This window comes from Bradyrhizobium sp. WSM471 (assembly GCF_000244915.1).
Classification (GTDB): domain Bacteria; phylum Pseudomonadota; class Alphaproteobacteria; order Rhizobiales; family Xanthobacteraceae; genus Bradyrhizobium.
In genome coordinates this window covers 6,808,658-6,824,571 of record NZ_CM001442.1, presented here as the reverse complement: position 1 = coordinate 6,824,571, position 15,914 = coordinate 6,808,658, and the positions used below count along the sequence as shown (strand labels likewise).

Here is a 15,914-nt window from a genome sequence, read left to right as displayed (position 1 = left end):
GCGCTGGCCAGTTTCCGGGATTCACACCTGACATGTCCGATTTTCGCGGCGTCTTCCCTTATCTCGTCTCGCCCGTCGCTGCCGATGGCGCGGTGCGCACGAACGTGCTCGCAAAGCTCTGCGACGATCTGGTCGGTGCCGGCGTCCACGGTCTGACCCCGCTCGGCTCGACCGGCGAGTTCGCCTATCTCAATGCCGCCCAACGCACCGCGGTCGTGCAGACCACGATCGAGGCGGCAATGGGCCGCGTGCCCGTTGTCGCGGGCGTCGCCTCCACCTCGACGGCGGACGCGGTGGCGCAGGCGAAAGCGTATCAGAAGCTCGGCGCCAACGGCATTCTGGCGATCCTGGAAGCGTATTTCCCGCTCGCCGACGCCCAAGTCGAATCCTATTTCCGCGCCATCGCGGATGCCGTGGACATCCCCGTCGTCATCTACACCAATCCGCAATTCCAGCGCTCCGATCTCACCCTCGACATCATCGCGCGTCTCGCCGAACATCCGCGCATCGGCTACATCAAGGACGCCTCGACCAACACCGGCCGGCTGCTCTCGATCATGAACCGCTGCGGCGATGCCTTGCGGGTGTTCTCGGCCTCCGCCCATATCCCGGCCGCGGTGATGCTGATCGGCGGCCTCGGCTGGATGGCGGGCCCGGCCTGCATCATTCCGCGCCAGAGCGTCGCGCTCTACGACCTCTGCAAGGCCGGCCGCTGGGATGAGGCGATGGCGCTCCAGCGCAGGCTGTGGCGCATCAACGAGGCTTTTGCCCGCTTCAACCTGGCGGCCTGCATCAAGGCCGGGCTGGCTATCCAGGGCTACGACGTCGGCGATCCCGTCCTGCCGCAGGCCGCTCTCACGGCCGATGCGCGCAAGATCGTGGAAGCGGCCCTGCGGGAGCTTGGCTAGGCGTCCATAGGACGGCTTCGCTTCCGCTCGCCTATGCCCGGCATGACGAAATCGTGGATAGACCGCCCAAAACCGCGGCTGGCCTCGCATGCCTCGATCCGCTAAAAGGCAGCCGCTTTTGAGACATTAAGGGACCCCACGGAATGAACATTCTTCCCGGCAATTTGCGTTTCGGAGCGGGGCAGCCCGTCAAGCGTTTGGAAGACCAGCGACTGCTCACCGGGAAGGGGCAGTTCATTGACGACAAGCCGGAAGATGGCGCGCTGTGGTTGTACCTGCTGCGCTCGCCCCATGCCCACGCGAAGATCGTCTCGATCGACACTGGCGCCGCCACTGCAATGCCCGGCGTGACCGCGGTCTACACCGGCGCCGACCTCGTCAAGGACGACATCGGAATCATCCCGACCTTGAGCATCTTCAAGCGCCCCGACGGCAAGCCGATGACGGTGCCGCCACGTCGCCTGCTGGCGCACGAGATCGTGCGCTATGCCGGCGAGGCTGTGGCCGCAGTGGTGGCCTCCTCGCGTGCCGACGCGCAGAGCGCAGCCGAAGCGATCGTGGTCGAATATGACGTGCAGCCGGCGGTGGTCGATCCGGTCGAGGCGGTCAAGCCCGGCGCGCCATTGGTGTGGCCGGAGGCGCCCGACAACATCGTCGGCGCGATGGCTTACGGCGATGCCGCCAAGGTTGACGAGGCTTTTGCCAAGGCGACGCATACCGTCGAGCTCGATCTCGTCAGCCAGCGCCTGGTGCCCTCGGCCATGGAGCCGCGCTCGACCATTGCCGAGATCGACAAGAAGTCCGGCCGCCTTTTGCTGCATGTGCAGTCGCAGACGCCCGCCTCGACCCGCGACGTGCTGGCCGAGGCCGTGCTGAAGCGTCCGAAGGACAGCGTGCGCGTGCTGGTCGGCGATATTGGCGGCGGCTTTGGCCAGAAGACCAATCTCTATCCCGAGGACGGCATCGTCGCCTATGCCGCAACCAAGCTGAACAGGAAGATCCGCTGGCGAGGGGACCGCACCGACGAATTCGTCGGCGGCACCCACGGCCGCGATCTCACCTCGACCGCTTCCTTCGCGCTGGACGAGAAGGGCAAGGTGCTGGCCTATCGTGTCAGCTCGATCGGCTGCACCGGCGCGTATTCCTCGGGCGCGGCCAACATCATTCCGCTGGTGCTGGGGCCGTTCGTGCAGACCGGCGTCTACGATTTGCCGCTGGTGCATTTCGAGGTGAAGTCGGTGATGACCCACACCGCACCCGTCGGTGCCTATCGCGGTGCGGGCCGGCCCGAGGCGGTGTTCATCGTCGAGCGCCTGTTCGACGCGGCCGCGCGGAAAATCGGCATGGACCCGCGCGCGATCCGGAAAGCCAACTACATCAAGCCGGCACAGCTCCCCTACACCAATGCTGCCGGGCAGGTTTACGATTCCGGCGCCTTCGCGCACATGCTCGACCGCGCCGTGAAGCTCGCCGACTGGGACGGCTTTGCCGCGCGCAAGAAGGCGGCGAAGAAGAAGGGTCTGCTCTATGGCCGCGGTCTTACCTCCTATATCGAATGGACCGGTGGCCGCGCCCACACCGAAAAGGTCAGCCTGCACGCGACGTCGGAAGGCCGCGTCATCCTGCATTCCGGCACCATGGCGATGGGGCAGGGGTTGCAGACCACCTACACCCAGATGATCTCCGACACGCTCGGCATTGCCATGGACAAGATCGACGTGGTCCAGGGCGACACCGATCTCGCCACGGGCTTCGGCAGCGTCGGCTCGCGTTCGCTGTTCGTCGGCGGCACGGCGGTCGCGGTCTCCTCCAACGATCTGATCCAGAAGGCGCGTGAGAAGGCGGCGAACGTGCTGGAGACCTCGATCGAGGACATCGAATACCAGGGCGGCATGCTCACCGTGGTCGGCACCGACCGCCGCATCAGCCTGTTCGATATTGCAGAGAAGGAGAGCGGCGCAAAACTCAGCGTCGATTCCGAAGGCGAGGTCGATGGCCCGAGCTGGCCGAACGGCACGCATATCTGCGAGGTCGAGATCGACCCCGAGACCGGCGTCTCCAAGGTCGTGCGCTACACCACCGTCGACGACGTCGGTGTCGCCGTGAATCCGATGCTGGTGACGGGGCAGATCCATGGCGGCGTGGCGCAGGGTATCGGCCAGGCGCTGTATGAAGCCGTGTCCTATGATTCCGACGGTCAGTTGCTCACCGCGAGCTACCAGGACTATTGCATCCCGCGCGCCGACGACGTTCCGCCCATTGTGGTGACGCTGGATGATTCCGCGCCCTGCCGCACCAATCCGCTCGGCGCCAAGGGCTGCGGCGAATCCGGCGCCATCGGCGGCCCGCCTTGCGTCACCAACGGCGTGATGGATGCGCTCGCCGAACTCGGCATCACCCAGCTCAACACGCCCCTGACGCCGCAGAAGATCTGGCAGGCGATCCGGGACGCGAAGGTGGGGTAGTTGCTCGGCGTGTAGCCCGGATGGAGCGAAGCGAAATCCGGGGCCGCTCGCGATTGTTGTCCCGGATTGCGCTGCGCTCCATCCGGGCTACAAGTGCTAAATCCCCAGCATCATCTTCGCAATAATGTCGCGCTGGATCTCCGAGGTGCCGCCGAAGATCGTATAGGCGCGGCCGTTGAGATATTCCGGCACCACGGTTAGCATCTCCTCCGGCATCGCCGGCTCGTGGTTGAGCCTGTAGAGCGGGCGCATCGGCTCGACCGTGAGGGCGTCATGGCCGATCACGTCGACGCCTAACCGCGTCACGGCCTGCCGGATCTCGCTGTTGCGCAGCTTCAGGATCGACGACACCGCGCCGGGATTCTGTCCGGTCTGCAGCGCCGCCAGCACGCGCAGCTCGGTCATCTCCAGCGCGTCGATGTCGATTTCGACCTCGGAGATGCGCGTCGCGATGTCGGGACTGTCGATCGCGCGGCCCGTCAGGTCCGATTCAGCAAGCTCCGCGATCGCCTTCAGCCCTTCGCGCAATTTTGCCGAGGCGATGCCGGAGCCGCGCTCGAACTCGAGCAGATACTTGCCGTAGGTCCAGCCCTTGCCTTCCTCGCCGACGCGGTTCGCCACGGGAACGCGCACGTCGTCGAAGAACACCTGGTTGACCTCGTGGTCGCCGCCGATGGTGAGGATCGGGCGCGTGGTGATGCCCGGCGTCTTCATGTCGATCAGGATGAAGCTGATGCCGTCCTGCTGCCGCGGGCCGTCGCTGGTGCGCACCAGCGCGAACATGCGGTTGGCGTGGTGGGCATGCGTGGTCCAGATCTTGGTGCCGTTGATGATGTAGTCGTCGCCGTCGCGCACCGCGCGCGTCTTTAGCGAGGAGAGATCGGAGCCGGAGCCCGGCTCGGAATAGCCCTGGCACCAATAATCCTCGCCGGAGAGAATGCGCGGCAGGTAGAAGTTCTTCTGCTCCGCCGAGCCGAAGCCGATGATGACGGGGCCGACCATCTTCACGCCCATCACATTGACATTGGGCACGCCGGCACGCGCGCTTTCCGTCTCGAAAATCCAGCGCTGCGCCGGCGTCCAGTCGGGACCGCCATGCTCGACCGGCCAGCCCGGCGCGCCCCAGCCTTGCTTGTGCAGCGTGCGCTGCCAGGCCATGCCGATATCGGGGTCGGAGAACACCGACGGCGTCAGCGCGGTCGCGCGCTTCACCTCCTCGGTAAGATTTTTGGCAATGAAGCCGCGCACCTCGTCCTGGAAGGCGCGCTCCTCGGCATTGAACGACAGGTCCATGAGGCTCTCCCAGTATCAGGCCGGCACGATGGTGCGGCCAAGCAGGGCGTGGCGGCCATAATGGTGCGCGCTGCCGCCGAACAACGTGTCGAAGGCGACCAGCCGCTTGAAATAAGCGCCGACCTCGAGCTCCTCGGTGACGCCCATGCCGCCGTGAAGCTGGATCGCCTGCTCGCCGACGAAGCGCGCAGATCTGCCGATCTTCGCCTTGGCGCCCGATGCGGCCCGCGCGCGCTCGACCGGATCGGCGTCGACCTTCAGCGCGGCGCGCAGCGCCATCGAGCGCGCTTCGTCGACCTGCACCGCCATGTCGGCGAGGCGGTGGCGGATCACCTGGTTGGCCGAGAGCGGCCGGCCGAATTGCTTTCGGATCTTGGTGTACTCCAGCGTCGTGTCCAGGAGCACCTGCATGATGCCGACGGCCTCGGCGCCAAGCGCAGCCATGGCGCGGTCAACAGCCCATTCGATGGCCGGCAGCGCGTCATGCCCGTTGCCGAGCAAGGCATCCTCCGGCAGTTGCACGTCCGACAGCACGATGTTGCAGGCCCGCCCGCCGCCGAGGCGCTCGGAGTCGGATATCGCAACATTCGGCGTCGTCGCCGCGACCAGAAACAGGCCGATCCGCGCCGAGGGCCCCTGATGATCATGGATATGCGCGGAGACGATGATCTCGTCGGCGGCATGACCGTCGAGCACGGCAATCTTGCTGCCAGCAAGGCGCCAGCCTTGCGCAGTCCTATGGGCGATGGTTGCAACCTTGGCAAGATCGAACCGCGCCGCGCGCTCGGAATGCGCGAGCGCGAGCTTCATCGATCCGTCCGCGATCTTCGGCAGGATTGCCTGCTTCTGCGCCGTGCTGCCGCATCGCTCGATCAACGCGGCGCCAAGCACGATTGTTGCGATATACGGCTCCGACACCAGCCCGCGGCCGAAGGCTTCCATCAAAATGCCGATCTCGACCGCACTGCCGCCGAGCCCGCCAAACTCTTCCGCAATCGGCAACGCCAGCCAGCCGAGCTCGGCGAATTGCGTCCACACCGCCGGACTGAAGCCGAGCGGATCGTTCGCCATCTTGCGGCGGTGATCGGCATCGTAACTTTCGGCCACGAAGCGCTCCGCGCTTTCGCGCAGCAGGCGTTGCTCGTCGGTGAGATTGAGATCCATCCTGTCTACTCCGCGGCCGCCGGCGGCTTGCGCACGGAGGGATGCAGGCCGGATGGATCGACGACCATGCCGAATTCCTGAAGATTATGCGCGTGACAGAGCTGATGCAGCGCGAAGGCCTGGTCGATTGCGGCCGGCTGGCCCATCACGTCAACCGAACGATTCACCGCCTCCTTGGTCAGCTTCAGCGCAAAGGACGGCTTTGACGCGATCCGGCGCGCCAGCGCCAGCACGGCGGCTGACAGCTCTGCGCGCGGCACGACCCGGTTGACCATGCCGAGCTGGTGCGCCTCTTGCGCGCTCCATGCGTCGGCGGTGAACAGAAACTCCTTGGCCTTGCGAGGGCCAAGCTCCCATGGGTGCACGAACCATTCGACGCCGCAGACGCCCATGGTGACCACGGGATCGCAGAACTGCGTATCGTCGCTGGCGACGATGAGATCGCAGGCCCAGGCCAGCATCAGGCCGCCGGCGATGCACTTGCCGTGCACCTCGGCAATGGTCGGCTTGGCGAGGTTGCGCCAGCGCCGTGTGATCTGGAGATAGATCTCCTGCTCGCGCGCGAAGCGGCCATGAGCATTTGATTCAGCGAAGCCGCCCCAATTTCCGATCGGCGGAAAATCCACGCCCGCTTCATTCTTGCTGCCGGGCCGCAGGTCATGGCCCGAGGAGAAGTGCGGGCCGTTGCCGGCGAGAATGATCACCTTGACCGCATCGTCCTGCACCGCCTCATCGAAGGCGGCGTTGAGATCGTAGGTCATTTGCAGGTTCTGCGCGTTGCGCGCGTCGGGCCGGTTCATCACGATCCGGGCAATCGCCGGCTCCGGCCTCTCCACGAGGATGGTCTCGAACGAACTCATCGCGTTCCCCTGGCGTTCCCGACCCGGTATTATTGTTCCCTCAAGTTGACTATTACAGCCGGGATTAAGCAAGAGGCTTGCGTACATTGGCTGCTTTTCGCGGCCTCGGCGCGGACGCAAGATGTCTGGCATCTCGCGTATGCAATCTGGTAGCTTGCGCCCGATTCCACCGGGAGAAATTTGATGCGCAAGATCCTGACCGTGCTGGCGGCGCTGGCCTCGTTGAGCCTCACCAATTGCGGCTATAACGCGATCCAGAGCGAGGACGAGCAGATCAAGGCCAACTGGTCCGAGGTCGTGAACCAGTATCAACGCCGCGCCGATCTCGTGCCCAATCTCGTCAACTCGGTGAAGGGTTTTGCGCAGCAGGAGAAGGACGTGCTGCTCGGCGTCACCAATGCCCGCGCCAAGGTCGGAAGCATCCAGGCGACGCCCGAGGTGCTGAACGATCCCGCCGCATTCCAGAAATTCCAGGCCGCCCAAGGCGAGCTCTCGGGCGCGCTGTCGCGGCTGCTCGTGGTCACCGAAAACTACCCGCAGCTCAAGTCGGATGCGCTGTTCAAGGATCTGATGTCGCAGCTCGAGGGCACCGAGAACCGCATCACGGTGGCGCGCAACCGCTACATCAAGGCGGTGCAGGACTATAACGTCACCATCCGCTCGTTCCCGAGCAACGTCACTGCGATGATGTTCGGCTACAAGGAGAAGCCAAACTTCACGGTCGGGAACGAGAAGGAAATCTCGACCGCACCGAAGGTCGATTTCAATCCGGCACCTGCGTCGTCGAAGTAAGTGCGCGCTATTTTGCGCATGCGCCCAGCCCCACCCACCACTGTCATTCTCCGCGAAAGCGGGGAATCCAGTACGCCGCGGCTTCACCGTATCCCGCTGGCGTGTCTGGAATACTGGATCGCCCGGTCCCGGCTTCGCCAAGGGCTTCGCCGGACTCCTCGATATGGGGCCGGCGAAGCGTCAGCGAAGACGGCGAGCCGGGCGATGACAGCGCATGTGTGGCGAGCGATAGTCGCCGTCGCATTCTCATTCTTTCTCACCTTTGCGCTTCCCGCCTCAGCTGATGTCGCCATACCCCAGCTCACCGGCCGCGTCGTCGATCAGACCGGCACGCTTTCCAGCGGCGACATCGCCGCGCTGTCGCAAAAGCTGCAGGACTTCGAGACCCGCAAGGGCAGCCAGATCGCCGTCCTGATCGTGCCGACGACGGATCCGGAGACGATCGAGCAATTCGCGATCCGCGTTGCGGAGGCCTGGAAGATCGGGCGCAAGAAGGTCGACGACGGCGCCATCCTGGTGGTCGCCAAGAACGACCGGCATTTGCGCATCGAGGTCGGTTACGGCCTCGAGGGCGCGCTCACCGACGTCACCTCGCGGCGCATCATTGACGAAGACATCACGCCGAAATTCCGGAGCGGCGATTTCGCCGGCGGCATCACGGCGGGCGTCGATCGCATGATCCGCGTCATCGATGGCGAGCCGCTGCCGACGCCCTCGCGCAGCGTGAATTTCGGCGATTGGAACGACATCGAGCCGCTTTTTTTCTTCCTGCTGTTCGGGCCGCTGGTGATCGGCGGCATCCTGCGTTCCATGTTCGGGCGGCTGTTTGGTTCGGGCATAACCGGGGCGATCGTTGGTGTCCTCGCCTGGTTCGTGATCGGCTCTGCGGTCATCGGACTGGGTGTCGGTGTGCTCGGCGCTGTCCTGACGTTTATCGCCGATCTGTTTGGGGCGGGATCGGGCACCGGGTCCTCGCGCGGCCGCTCGTGGTCGAGCGGCTCGTCATCCGGCGGCTGGAGCAGCGGGTCGTCGTCGAGCGGCGGCTTCAGTGGCGGTGGCGGCAGCTTTGGCGGCGGCGGTGCTTCGGGGAGCTGGTAGGTCATGAGCATCAAGCGCATCACCCGGCATCTGCTTCAGCATCATTGGCGTGCCAAGCAGGTGTTCCCAAAAGACATGCTCGACCGCATCGAGCAGGCGATCAGGCGCGGCGAAGCCATGCATTCCGGCCAGGTACGGTTCGTGGTCGAAGGCGCGCTCGACGGCGGCCCGCTGTTTCGCAACCAGCCGGCGCGCGAGCGCGCGCTCGACGTCTTCTCGCAACTGCGCATCTGGGACACCGCGCACAACAACGGCGTCCTGATCTATCTCCTGCTCGCCGACCGCGATGTCGAGATCATCGCCGATCGCGGTATCGATGCGAAGGTCGGTGGCGAGCGTTGGGAACGCATCTGCCGCGCCATGGAAGTCGAGTTCAGGTCGGGGCAGTTCGAGCGCGGCGTGATCGGCGGGATCGAGGCGGTGTCCCGGCAGCTGGCAAAGCACTTTCCGCCAAGCGGCCCGCATCCCAACGAGCTGCCGGATGCACCGGTGGTGATGTGATGGGAGCGGTCATAGCTCGCGATAATCTATCACCGTCACCCTGAGGTGCTCGCCTCTTCGGCGAGCCTCGAAGGGCGACGGCCCGGCTGCATCTCGGCCGTTCATCCTTCGAGGCTCCCGGCGCGATGCTTTGCATCGCGCCGCTCGCACCTCAGGATGACGGGCCAGGAGAGGCGGGTGCCGCACGCCCACCTAATCGTCCAGCTTGTTCAGATCCCGCACCGACTGCATGATCGGCTCGAAGTTCGAGCGCGCATCGAGCGCGTCGAACAGTTGCGCGGTGTCGTCCAGCAACCCATGCGACCTCGCGATCGCGATGCGGACGTCTTGCTGCGGTGTGTCCGACAGCCGGCCATGGCCCGATAGCAAGATCTTCGCGTTCAATCCCTTGAGCCGCTCCAGCGATTCGATGTAGTCGGCGATGCTGCCCGAGCCGAACACGCCGCCCATCACGCCGCCGGGCATGAGCGTATCGGCGGCAAACAGCAGGCCCTTGTCCTGGTCGAACAGCGTGATGCAGGCCGAGGTGTGTCCCGGCGTGTGCATGACGTTGAGACGGAAATTGCCGAGGTCGATCAGATTGCCCTCCTCGAGCCAGATGTCGATATTAACAGGCACGTTCGGCTCGTTGAACATCTTTCGCAGCATCGAGAAGTCGTCGCGCAGCATGATCTTGTTGGCGGCGAGGCGATGGGCGGCGACGAAGGTGCGGCGCTCGTTGAAGTGCCAGGCCGCGCCGATGTGGTCGAGATGCTCGTGGCTGAGCACCACCATGTCGATCTTCTCCGGCGGGCAGCCGACGAAGTTCAGGCAATCGACCATCGCCGCATAATTCGAGGACAGCCCGGTATCGATCAGGATGGTCCGCGCCGAGCCGCGCACGAGATAGACGTTGGCGGCGCGATTGGAGAAACGGATCTGGTAGACGTCGTCCGCAGCCTGGATCAGCGAGCAGGTGTCGTTCTTCATCAGGACCGGAAAGGCCGTCGGCTTGCCGTCGCTCATGATTGGGCCGCCCTGTAGCTGACCGCGTTGGCGGCGCGCAGGCGCTTCGACAGCGCATCCATCACCATCAGCGCAAACGCCGGCTGCTGGCTGACGAGATAGACGAAGCGGGCGTGGTTGACCCTCATCACCTTGGTGTTCGGCGCCGCCGCGATCGCGGTCGCCGAACGTGCCGAGCCGTCGATCACGGCCATCTCGCCGAAGAATTCGCCCTTGCCGAGTTTGATGATGCTGGTCTTGCTGGCGCCGCTGATCTTGGCGATCTCGACCTCGCCGTCGAGGACAACGTACAGCTCGCGGCCGGTCGAGCCCTCCTCGAAGATGATGTCGTCGACGCCAAACTCGTTGATGCACTTCTCGATCGTCATGACACCCCCCAAGGGCCTTCTGCAGCCGTTCTGGCTGACATCATGTTAGCGGGGTAACAGGGGCGGGCAACAGCCTGTTCGGGGAGAGCGTGGCCTGCCGCAGGGCAGCATCGGCTGACAATTTGTTGCACAGCGCCACACCGGTTCCACGATCCCGGCCCAATTCGGCCCCGGATGAGTTCCTAAAATTTCGGTAAGCGGGTCCGCAGGTAAGGAATTCGCAAGCAATGAAAGTTACCAAAAGGTCAACCGAGACTGGAGTATTTGAGCCGTGAGCGAACCAATGCCCGAGCAGGCCGCCCAGGATACTGGCGTCGTCGAAGCCGCAGCGACCGTGCCGCAGGCCATCGAGGCTGCTGCCGGGATCGAGGCCCCCTCGATTGCCCCCGACCACGAGACGCCGCCCAAACCCGACCCGGTCAAGATCGAGCCGCCAAAAATCGAGGCGTCGAGGATCGAGGTGCCCAAGTTCGAGGCCAAGGTTGAGCCCAAAGCCGAGACCAAGCCCGAGCCGAAGCCCGGCAAGCTCATCGTCATGGCACCCGCGGAGCGGTCCTGGGACCGTGAGGAGTTTGCGCCGCATGTGAAGGCGGACGAGCCGCGCGAGACCGGCGGCAAGCGCCGCCTGTCGGCGATGGCCGCGGTGGTGGCGATAGCGGCCAGTGTCGGCGCCATCAGCGGCGCGCTCGCGACCGCAGGGATGATGCACTTCGCAAGCCCCGCGCCGGCACAGGTTGCCGACACCAGCGCGCTGGAATCCTCGGTCGCCCGGATCGATGCCGATGTCGTCGCGCTCAAGGCCAACGTAGAACATACCTCCAAGACCGGCCTCGGCCAGTTCAACCGGACCAACGACCGCCTCGACAAGCTCGAGAAGGCTCAGGCCGAGCCGATGGCCAAAATCGCGAAGCTGTCCGAGACCGTCGACAAGCTCCGTGCCACCCCGCCCGCGGCGCCCCAGGCGGCAGCCGCCGTGTCCGCCAGGGAGACCACCGGCTCGATCGCGCCGGCCCAGGTTGCGACCGCGGCAGCTGCGCCGGCTCCCGCCGCACCCAAGACCGAGGTCGGCCGGCTGCCGACGGTTGAAGGCTGGGTGCTGCGCGACGTCTCCAACGGCGGCGCACTGGTCGAGGGCCGCAATGGCCTCTACGAGGTCTATGCCGGCGACCCCATCCCCGGCGTTGGCCGCGTCGATGCGATCCGCCGTCAGGACGGCCGCTGGGTGGTCGTCACCAGCAAGGGGCTGATCGTCGCGCGCTGAGCGGCTGCTATCCGATTTTCGAAAAGGCGCTTCACCACCATGTGAAGCGCCTTTTTGCTTGAATAGCCGTCCCGGCGCGGTGTTACCTGAGGCATGAGCCGCGCCTTACGAATTCTCGTTGCCGCCGCCGTGTTTTCCGGCGGCGTCGTCTCGTCGTTGGCCGCGGAGAATGCGCAACTGGCGCGCGGCACGGCGATCACCGATCCCGATCTCCTGCGCGAGCTCGACCAGCACGATGCGTTCACGATCTCGCGCCTGTTGTGGCCGGAGCGGAACGCGAACTTTCCGCTGACGACGGATCTGATGTTTTCGTGGTTGTCGCAGCTCAAGGAAATTCGCCCCGCAATCGAAGGCGAGATCGACCGCTACGTCGCGCGGCAGAAGGCGGCATATCCGACCGAGACCATCGGCGTCGGCGATGGCTTCGACGTACAATTGTTCGATCAGTCCAATCTGAAATCCCGCGACACCCGTTTCGTGCTGGCCGGCTTAGTCAACCGCATGGACCGGGCCTATGTCTCGGAAGACTCTTGCGGCGAGATCAGGCTGATCTATCGTCTCGCGCGTTTCGAGACCAAGCCGGACGGCGGCACAACCGCAACGCGGCTGCCTATGACGCTCAACCTGGTGATGAAAGCGCGCGATGCGCGGCAGACGGATGCGAGCGGCAAACCGATCACCTGCGCCGAGGTCGCGCGACGCTGGCTCGGTCATGGCGACTGGCAGGGGCTGATCGGCAGCAGCTTCCATCCTTATGATGCGATGCTCGATCGCATCGAGACCAACATTCAGATCTCGGTTGCGGCCAAATCGGCGCTGCACGATTTCCGCTCCGATTATCTGCTCAAGGTGTTCAGATACGACGCTTCCTCAAAGACGTTCGAGGAATCGACGCTGGAGAACCAGATCGACCGTGACCGCATCCTCGCCGACAATGATCTCCGGCGCGACTTCAGGGATTGGCTGCTCGCGCCCGATCATCTTCGGGATTTCGATCGCGGCACGGTGCTGATCCCCGAGAAATTCCTGGCCAAGGCTGCAATCGTGCCGACGCCAGCCGGCCTCGATGCTTCTCCGTTGCAGCCGGAGTTCGGGATGATGCAAGGGGAGGGCAATGGAGAGGGACAAGGCGAGCCGGTCTTCTCCGACGACGACGTGGTTGGTGCGCTGAAGCAAGCTGCTGCGCGCGGGGACATGCTGAACGTCCGCTCGGTTGCGGGCTTCCAGCGCCGCCTCAATGACGTCACCTGCGCCGGCTGCCACCAGACCCGCGGCATCGGCGGCTTTCATTTCCCGGGCGTCGATTGGCTTGCGGACAAGCCGTCCAACTCGACCATCGTGCCGGCCTCGCCGCATTTTCTTGGCGACCAGGTCCGCCGCCGTGACATCCTGACCGCGATGGCCGCGGGCAAACGTCCTGATTTCTCACGCGGATTTGCCAGCCGGCCGCAGACCCGCGGCAGCACTGAGCTGGCCGGGACCGAATATCAGGATGGCTGGGGTGCGCATTGTTCCCTGGAAAATGCGGGATCGGGATCGGCCGACAGGAGTTTTACGTCATGGAGCTGTGCTAAAGGGCTGACCTGTCAGGCTGCCGCGGCCTCGCGCCGCATCGGCATGTGCTTCATCAAGACGCGTTAGCGCGTGATCCGGACCCGGAGGGCCGCGCCAGCGCAAAGTGTGCAGCGGTTTTCCGAGAAGATCACGCGCAAGATAAAGCCCACAATCGGTTTGGATGACCCCATGACGAACTCCAGCGAAGCCAACAAGGAGCGCAATCGCGAGATCGCGCAGAATGAAGAGGCCAAGCAGGTCAGCGGCAGCTTCCGCGTCAGCACCTCGGCGGTCGCGGTCGTCGTCATCATCGGCGGAATCCTGTTCACGCTCGGCTGGCTGGCGCTGAAGTAGTCGGCGCCCTCACTTCGCGTAATTCGTCATCCGTTTGCCGGGCAGCAGCTCGTAGGCCGGCTTCCACCCGGGCAGTGCAGCCATGCGGCCAAGCCACGCGTGAATGGCGGGATAGCTTTCCGCGAAATCGAAGCCGTGCTCGTCGCTCGGATAGTGCAGATAGGCCATCATCGAGATGTCGGCGACGGTCGGCCTGGTGCCGATCGCGAATTGATTGTGCTGGAGATGGCCGTCGAGAATGCCGAGAAAATCCTCGAGCCGCCGGCGAAAATGTTTCAGCACCTGCGGATCGTTGCTTTGCGTGAAGGCGCGCATGAAACGGTAGGTCGCCATGTAGCCGGTGAGCTTGTGGTTGTCCCAGAACAGCCAGCGCAGCAGCTCGAACTTTTCCTCCTCGGTCTCGGCACCGAAACGCCCGTACTGCTCGGCAAGCTTGAGCAGGAGAGGCGCGGTCTGCGTCATCTTCACACCGTCGATTTCGAGCACGGGAATCTCGCCCATCTCGTTCACGCTCTTGCGCCATTCCGCCGTCCGCGTGACGCCGCCGCCGAAATCGGTCCAGACCGGCTCGAACCTCTCGCCGCAAAGCGTCAGCATCAGCGCCAGCTTGTAGCTGTTGCCGGATTCGGGGAAGTAGTGCAGGCGGTAGCTGGGCATGGGACCTCGCGATGGCGAATGTAGTTGAAGCAAGTTATCCCTCACCGTCGTCCCGGCCTAGTGCGCAATTGCGCACGGGGGCCGGGACCCATAACCACCGAATGTGGTTTGGCGAGGACTCGGAGTTGGCGGCTTTGCGCGACAACTCTCACTCTGGGATATGGGTCCCGGCCCCCGTGCGCAATTGCGCACTAGGCCGGGACGACATAGTAGATGCAGCGAGCCGCCTCTCTTACCCCACCGCCCCCTGCGACCGCAGCTGCTTGATCGCGGCCTCGTCGTATCCCGCGCCACGCAAGATCTCGTCACTGTGCTCGCCGACGCCGGGGGGCTTGCGCGGCTGCACTTTCTTGGCGCCGTCGATCCAGATCGGGCTGGAGATGGTGAGCATGGTGTCGTTCTCGAACGGCACCAGCACTTCGTTATCGAGCATCTGCTTGTCGTTCGGGATGTCGTCGAGGATGCCGACGATGCCGAACACCAACCCGTTGCCGTCGAGGATCTTGCGCCATTCGGCGAGATCCTTGGTTGCAAAGGTCTCGTCGAAGATCTTGATCAGCTCGACCGAGCGGGCGTGGCGATCGGGTTTGGTGGCGAAGCGCGGATCGGTGATGAGGTCTTCGCGGCCGAGACACCTGGCCAGCGTCGGAAACTGTTTCTCCTCGCTCAGCAGCGACAGGATCAGCCAGCGGCCGTCCTTGCACTGGTAGTGGTTGGCGACCGCGTTCAACGCGCGTTCGCGCGGCCGCCGCTCGGCGAACTTGGCGCCGCAGAGCTTTGCCTGCGCCAGCACGCTCGCAGCCCACACGCCGTTCGCCATCAAATTGGAGGCGACATGCGAACCCTTGCCGGTCTTCTCGCGCTGGTACAGCGCGGTGACGATGGCGCCGTAGAACGCCATGGCGCAGGGATGGTCGCCCATGCCGGCGACCGAGCGGGCCGGCGTCGTGTTGGTGTCGGCGCGGACGAGGTCCATCAGGCCGGAGCGCGCCCAATAGGCGTTGCTGTCGAAGCCGGGCTTGTTGGCCTCTTCGCCCTTTTCGCCGTAGCCGGTGAAGGAGGCGTAGATCAGCCGGTCGTTGAGATGGGCGAGGTGGTCGTAGGTGATGCCGAGCTTGGCGCGCACCGGCGGCGGCATGTTGGTGATGAAGACGTCGGCCTCTGCCACGAGCTTGTAGAGCACGGCCTGCGCCTCGGGCTTTGCGAGGTCGAGCGCGATGCTCTTCTTGTTGCGGGCTTCCAGCAGCCAGGCAAAATTGTGCTCACTGCTCGGATAGCCCGGGATGTTGGGCAGGTTGCGGTAGGGATCGCCGGCACCGGGCGGCTCGATCTTGACGACATCGGCGCCGAAATCCGACAGCACGGTCGCGGCCGCTGGTGCTGCGATGAAGCTCGCGCAATCCAGCACCTTGAGCCCTGCAAAAATGCCCTTTTCCATCGCGGAATTGCTCCCTCGCTCGTGTTGTTTCCCGCGCGCTGGAATTGGCGAGGGCTACGTCACGGGCAGCATTAGACCGATGTTTCGGCGGGATGCAACGGCGGCGGGCGCAGAGCTTCGCTGCGGTACCACTCCCGTCATCCTGAGGTGCGAGGCATGGGCGCATCGCGGCCCATGCGGAGCCTCGAAGGATGAA

Annotated in this window: 15 protein-coding genes; 8 read left to right on the top strand and 7 right to left on the bottom strand. The window is 64.6% G+C overall.

Features of this window, described 5'->3' with window-relative positions; all coding sequences use genetic code 11:
* The first annotated feature begins 32 nt into the window (after positions 1 to 32).
* Both BRA471DRAFT_RS31065 and BRA471DRAFT_RS31060 read left to right on the top strand, forming a co-directional pair.
* Positions 33 to 908, top strand: a complete 876-nt coding sequence (locus tag BRA471DRAFT_RS31065) for a dihydrodipicolinate synthase family protein (RefSeq protein WP_007614563.1) — start codon at positions 33 to 35, stop codon at positions 906 to 908.
* A gap of 143 nt (positions 909 to 1,051) precedes the next feature.
* Entirely contained in the window at positions 1,052 to 3,373 is a 2,322-nt protein-coding gene (locus BRA471DRAFT_RS31060; RefSeq protein ID WP_007614562.1) for a xanthine dehydrogenase family protein molybdopterin-binding subunit, read from the top strand.
* A 96-nt stretch (positions 3,374 to 3,469) separates the two neighbouring features.
* Here the strand turns inward: BRA471DRAFT_RS31060 and BRA471DRAFT_RS31055 are convergent, their stop codons facing one another.
* Genes BRA471DRAFT_RS31055 through BRA471DRAFT_RS31045 form a run of 3 tightly spaced genes read right to left on the bottom strand, consistent with a single transcriptional unit; the run spans position 3,470 to position 6,690 of the window.
* Positions 3,470 to 4,666, bottom strand: coding sequence for an acyl-CoA dehydrogenase family protein (locus BRA471DRAFT_RS31055; RefSeq protein WP_007614560.1), 1,197 nt, complete (start codon positions 4,664 to 4,666; stop codon positions 3,470 to 3,472).
* A gap of 15 nt (positions 4,667 to 4,681) precedes the next feature.
* Entirely contained in the window at positions 4,682 to 5,830 is a 1,149-nt protein-coding gene (locus BRA471DRAFT_RS31050; protein WP_007614558.1) for an acyl-CoA dehydrogenase family protein, read from the bottom strand.
* A 5-nt stretch (positions 5,831 to 5,835) separates the two neighbouring features.
* Positions 5,836 to 6,690: an enoyl-CoA hydratase gene (locus tag BRA471DRAFT_RS31045; protein WP_007614556.1), complete on the bottom strand. Its 855-nt coding sequence runs from the start codon at positions 6,688 to 6,690 to the stop codon at positions 5,836 to 5,838.
* A 183-nt stretch (positions 6,691 to 6,873) separates the two neighbouring features.
* On the opposite strand from BRA471DRAFT_RS31045, the gene BRA471DRAFT_RS31040 reads away from it, so the two are divergent.
* The 3 genes from BRA471DRAFT_RS31040 to BRA471DRAFT_RS31030 all read left to right on the top strand — a co-directional run bounded on the left by BRA471DRAFT_RS31040 (position 6,874) and on the right by BRA471DRAFT_RS31030 (position 9,081).
* Positions 6,874 to 7,482: a LemA family protein gene (locus BRA471DRAFT_RS31040; protein WP_007614554.1), complete on the top strand. Its 609-nt coding sequence runs from the start codon at positions 6,874 to 6,876 to the stop codon at positions 7,480 to 7,482.
* A 204-nt stretch (positions 7,483 to 7,686) separates the two neighbouring features.
* Positions 7,687 to 8,580 (top strand): YgcG family protein, encoded by an 894-nt coding sequence (locus BRA471DRAFT_RS31035; RefSeq protein WP_007614553.1) that lies wholly within the window; start codon positions 7,687 to 7,689, stop codon positions 8,578 to 8,580.
* Between the two features lie 3 nt (positions 8,581 to 8,583).
* The gene (locus BRA471DRAFT_RS31030) at positions 8,584 to 9,081 is read left to right on the top strand and encodes a TPM domain-containing protein (RefSeq protein WP_007614550.1); all 498 of its coding nucleotides are present in this window, start codon (positions 8,584 to 8,586) and stop codon (positions 9,079 to 9,081) included.
* Between the two features lie 192 nt (positions 9,082 to 9,273).
* On the opposite strand, the gene BRA471DRAFT_RS31025 is transcribed toward BRA471DRAFT_RS31030, so the two are convergent.
* Positions 9,274 to 10,086, bottom strand: coding sequence for an MBL fold metallo-hydrolase (locus tag BRA471DRAFT_RS31025; protein ID WP_007614548.1), 813 nt, complete (start codon positions 10,084 to 10,086; stop codon positions 9,274 to 9,276).
* Positions 10,083 to 10,454, bottom strand: coding sequence for a Crp/Fnr family transcriptional regulator (locus BRA471DRAFT_RS31020; RefSeq protein WP_035974430.1), 372 nt, complete (start codon positions 10,452 to 10,454; stop codon positions 10,083 to 10,085). The genes BRA471DRAFT_RS31025 and BRA471DRAFT_RS31020 overlap by 4 nt, the downstream gene beginning before the upstream one ends.
* Positions 10,455 to 10,737: 283 nt before the next feature.
* On the opposite strand from BRA471DRAFT_RS31020, the gene BRA471DRAFT_RS31015 reads away from it, so the two are divergent.
* From BRA471DRAFT_RS31015 to BRA471DRAFT_RS39160, 3 genes are all read left to right on the top strand, one after another.
* Positions 10,738 to 11,715 (top strand): hypothetical protein, encoded by a 978-nt coding sequence (locus BRA471DRAFT_RS31015; RefSeq protein ID WP_007614546.1) that lies wholly within the window; start codon positions 10,738 to 10,740, stop codon positions 11,713 to 11,715.
* A gap of 93 nt (positions 11,716 to 11,808) precedes the next feature.
* Entirely contained in the window at positions 11,809 to 13,356 is a 1,548-nt protein-coding gene (locus BRA471DRAFT_RS31010; protein WP_007614544.1) for a hypothetical protein, read from the top strand.
* A gap of 102 nt (positions 13,357 to 13,458) precedes the next feature.
* The gene (locus BRA471DRAFT_RS39160; protein WP_007614540.1) at positions 13,459 to 13,623 is read left to right on the top strand and encodes a hypothetical protein; all 165 of its coding nucleotides are present in this window, start codon (positions 13,459 to 13,461) and stop codon (positions 13,621 to 13,623) included.
* A 9-nt stretch (positions 13,624 to 13,632) separates the two neighbouring features.
* Here BRA471DRAFT_RS39160 and BRA471DRAFT_RS31000 read toward each other — a convergent pair whose 3' ends face one another.
* Complete coding sequence (locus tag BRA471DRAFT_RS31000) at positions 13,633 to 14,280, bottom strand: glutathione S-transferase family protein (RefSeq protein WP_007614538.1); 648 nt, start codon at positions 14,278 to 14,280, stop codon at positions 13,633 to 13,635.
* 232 nt (positions 14,281 to 14,512) lie between these two features.
* Positions 14,513 to 15,718, bottom strand: coding sequence for a CaiB/BaiF CoA-transferase family protein (locus BRA471DRAFT_RS30995; RefSeq protein ID WP_007614536.1), 1,206 nt, complete (start codon positions 15,716 to 15,718; stop codon positions 14,513 to 14,515).
* Between the last annotated feature and the right edge of the window lie 196 nt (positions 15,719 to 15,914).

Bases quoted from the DNA above. Each gene is read 5' to 3' on its own strand.
- BRA471DRAFT_RS31065 (WP_007614563.1), top strand. From the start codon at position 33: ATGTCCGATTTTCGCGGCGTCTTCCCTTATCTCGTCTCGCCCGTCGCT.
- BRA471DRAFT_RS31060 (WP_007614562.1), top strand. From the start codon at position 1,052: ATGAACATTCTTCCCGGCAATTTGCGTTTCGGAGCGGGGCAGCCCGTC.
- BRA471DRAFT_RS31055 (WP_007614560.1), bottom strand. From the start codon at position 4,666: ATGGACCTGTCGTTCAATGCCGAGGAGCGCGCCTTCCAGGACGAGGTG.
- BRA471DRAFT_RS31050 (WP_007614558.1), bottom strand. From the start codon at position 5,830: ATGGATCTCAATCTCACCGACGAGCAACGCCTGCTGCGCGAAAGCGCG.
- BRA471DRAFT_RS31045 (WP_007614556.1), bottom strand. From the start codon at position 6,690: ATGAGTTCGTTCGAGACCATCCTCGTGGAGAGGCCGGAGCCGGCGATT.
- BRA471DRAFT_RS31040 (WP_007614554.1), top strand. From the start codon at position 6,874: ATGCGCAAGATCCTGACCGTGCTGGCGGCGCTGGCCTCGTTGAGCCTC.
- BRA471DRAFT_RS31035 (WP_007614553.1), top strand. From the start codon at position 7,687: ATGACAGCGCATGTGTGGCGAGCGATAGTCGCCGTCGCATTCTCATTC.
- BRA471DRAFT_RS31030 (WP_007614550.1), top strand. From the start codon at position 8,584: ATGAGCATCAAGCGCATCACCCGGCATCTGCTTCAGCATCATTGGCGT.
- BRA471DRAFT_RS31025 (WP_007614548.1), bottom strand. From the start codon at position 10,086: ATGAGCGACGGCAAGCCGACGGCCTTTCCGGTCCTGATGAAGAACGAC.
- BRA471DRAFT_RS31020 (WP_035974430.1), bottom strand. From the start codon at position 10,454: ATGACGATCGAGAAGTGCATCAACGAGTTTGGCGTCGACGACATCATC.
- BRA471DRAFT_RS31015 (WP_007614546.1), top strand. From the start codon at position 10,738: ATGCCCGAGCAGGCCGCCCAGGATACTGGCGTCGTCGAAGCCGCAGCG.
- BRA471DRAFT_RS31010 (WP_007614544.1), top strand. From the start codon at position 11,809: ATGAGCCGCGCCTTACGAATTCTCGTTGCCGCCGCCGTGTTTTCCGGC.
- BRA471DRAFT_RS39160 (WP_007614540.1), top strand. From the start codon at position 13,459: ATGACGAACTCCAGCGAAGCCAACAAGGAGCGCAATCGCGAGATCGCG.
- BRA471DRAFT_RS31000 (WP_007614538.1), bottom strand. From the start codon at position 14,280: ATGCCCAGCTACCGCCTGCACTACTTCCCCGAATCCGGCAACAGCTAC.
- BRA471DRAFT_RS30995 (WP_007614536.1), bottom strand. From the start codon at position 15,718: ATGGAAAAGGGCATTTTTGCAGGGCTCAAGGTGCTGGATTGCGCGAGC.